Annotated in this window: 1 protein-coding gene and 1 pseudogene; both read left to right on the top strand. The window is 68.3% G+C overall.

The features are described from left to right. Window positions 1–1,536: pseudogene (locus G8O29_RS18105) on the top strand (calcium-binding protein); the annotation flags it as partial. 93 nt (window positions 1,537–1,629) lie between these two features. Beyond that, window positions 1,630–2,616 carry a UDP-glucose 4-epimerase GalE gene (galE, locus tag G8O29_RS18100; RefSeq protein ID WP_166404589.1) on the top strand — a complete coding sequence of 329 codons (987 nt, stop codon included), beginning with the start codon at window positions 1,630–1,632 and terminating at the stop codon, window positions 2,614–2,616. The last annotated feature ends 162 nt before the right edge of the window (window positions 2,617–2,778 follow it).

Raw genomic sequence — 2,778 nt, 5'->3', positions numbered from 1 at the left:
GGCGGGGCGGGGAACGACACGCTGTATGGCGGTCTCGGCGACGATCTTCTGGAGGGCGGCCCGGGCAATGACCGGCTGGAGGGCGGGGCAGGCCGCGACACGCTTTACGGTGGCGAGGGCAATGACCTGATCTTCGGCGGTGAGGGTGACGACCGGCTGGAGGGCGGGGCGGGGAACGACACGCTGTATGGCGGTCTTGGCGACGATCTTCTGGAGGGCGGCCCGGGCAATGACCGGCTGGAGGGCGGGGCGGGCCGCGACACGCTTTACGGTGGCGAGGGCAATGACCTGATCTTCGGCGGTGAGGGTGACGACTGGCTGGAGGGCGGGGCGGGGAACGACACGCTGTATGGCGGTCTCGGCGACGATCTGCTGGAGGGTGGCCTCGGCAATGACCGGTTGGAGGGCGGGGCGGGCCGCGACACGCTTTACGGTGGCGAGGGCAATGACCTGATCTTCGGCGGTGAGGGTGACGACTGGCTGGAGGGCGGGGCTGGGAACGACACGCTGTATGGCGGTCTCGGCGACGATCTTCTGGAGGGTGGCCTCGGCAATGACCGGCTGGAGGGCGGGGCGGGCCGCGACACGCTCCATGGCGGCGAGGGCGACGACTGGCTTTCCGGCAACGAGGGCAACGATATCCTTTGCGGCGGGGCAGGCAACGACACGCTGTATGGCGGTGCGGGCGACGACTGGCTGGACGGCGGGACCGGGGCGGACCGGATGGAGGGCGGTCCGGGCAACGACACCTACATCGTTGACAGCACGGGCGATGTCGTGGTCGAGGCGGCAGGGGCGGGCATCGATACGGTGCGCACTTCTCTGGCCAGCTACACGCTGGGCGCCAACCTCGAGATCCTGATCTTCACCTCGGACGGGGACGTCATCGGGACCGGCAACGCCCTGGCCAACACGATCATCGCCGGGCAAGGGGACGACACGCTGTCGGGGCTGGCCGGCAACGACTGGCTTCATGGCGAAGCAGGCGACGACCTGCTCTATGGCGGCGATGGCGGCGACCGCCTGTTCGGCGGCACCGGCGACGACCGGCTTTACGGTGGCAACGGCAACGATCTGCTCTACGGTGGAGAGGATGACGACATGCTCTGGGGCGATGCCGATGCCGACACATTGTTTGGCGGCTCTGGTGCGGACCATCTGTACGGCGGCGCCGGAAACGACTGGCTTCATGGCGGGGCGGGGCGCGATGTCTGTCACGGCGGGGCGGGGGTGGATCATTTCGTGATCGACAGCCCCGATGCAGCGGATCACTTCCTCGACTTCACCTCGGGCACCGACCGGGTGGTGCTGGACCGCGCGGCGCTGGGCATCGCGGCCGGGGCGACGCTGGCAGAGATGTGGCAGACCGGGGCGGAACTGCCGGACAGTTTCGGCGGCGGGCCGGCGCTGTTCTGGGACACCAGCCTGCGGGCCCTGTTCCTGGACCTCGACGGCGGCTCCTCGGCCAATGCCATAGCGCTCTTCAGCATGGAGGAGGGTTGCACCCTTGCCCTGGGTGACCTGATCCTCATGTGACGTTTCCGTCGGGGACGGGCTGGACAACCGGGGCGATTTCGACGCAATGCTCGGCCCGAGGTCGAATGGTTCCAGCGGGTCGGGCGGGGTGCGATGACGGACAGGATCCTGGTGACGGGCGGTGCGGGCTATATCGGCGCGCATGCCTGCAAGGCGCTGGCGCGGGCCGGGTTCCTGCCGGTGGTGTTCGACAACCTGTCCACCGGCTGGTCTGGAGCGGTGAAATGGGGCCCGCTGGTCAAGGGCGACCTGATGGACCGCGCCGCGATCGACGCGGCGCTGGCCGAACACCGCCCGGTCGCGGTGATGCATTTCGCCGCGCTGTCGCTGGTCGGAGAGTCGATGAAGGACCCCGGGCTGTACTGGCGCGTGAATGTCACCGGCGCGCTGAACCTTCTGGAGGCCTGCGCGGCGGCGGGGGTCGGGAACTTCGTCTTCTCCTCGACCTGCGCGACCTATGGCGATCAGGACGGCGTGCTTCTGACCGAGGACACGCCGCAGCGCCCGATCAACGCCTATGGCGGCTCGAAACTGGCAATTGAACAAATGCTGCGCGATTTCGGGGTTTCCGCCGGTATTTCGCATGTGATCTTTCGATATTTCAACGTTGCCGGCGCCGACCCCGAAGGCGAGATCGGCGAACAGCATGTGCCCGAGACCCATCTGATCCCGCTGATGCTGGATGCAGTGGCGGGCAAGCGCCCGGCGCTGACCGTGTTCGGCACCGATTACCCCACACCCGACGGGACCTGCGTGCGGGATTACGTCCATGTCTCGGACCTGGCCGATGCGCATGTGCTGGGTTTGCAGCGTCTGTTGTCCGGGCGGGGCAACGGGGTCTATTGCCTGGGCACGGGCCGCGGCTTTTCGGTGCGCGAGGTGATCGAGGCAAGCCGTCTTGTAACCAACCGCGAGGTGCCGGTGGTGATCGGCGACCGGCGCCCGGGCGATGCGGCGGCGCTGGTCTCCTCCTCGACCCATGCGATCCAGGAGCTGGGGTGGGAGCCCCGCCGCTCGACCCTGCGGCAGATGATCGGCGATGCCTGGGCCTGGGCGCAGAAGCCCGGGTTCCGGGAATAGCTTACAGGTCCCAGTCCAGCACAGACTTCTTCGGCGCGGGTGCCTCGGGCGCAGGACCACCCAGCCAGCCGCCCCGCAGCGGCACCGATAGTGTCCCACGACGTGGTGTAGGAGCGCCGACCCTCGGAGAGGTCAGGGCCTGATCATGCAGCCACGGCGGGC

Origin of the sequence: Rhodobacter calidifons (genome assembly GCF_011174775.1) — a bacterium.
GTDB lineage: Bacteria > Pseudomonadota > Alphaproteobacteria > Rhodobacterales > Rhodobacteraceae > Tabrizicola > Tabrizicola calidifons.
This window is presented reverse-complemented; position numbering and strand designations above follow the sequence as displayed.

Bases quoted from the DNA above. Each gene is read 5' to 3' on its own strand.
- galE (WP_166404589.1), top strand. From the start codon at position 1,630: ATGACGGACAGGATCCTGGTGACGGGCGGTGCGGGCTATATCGGCGCG.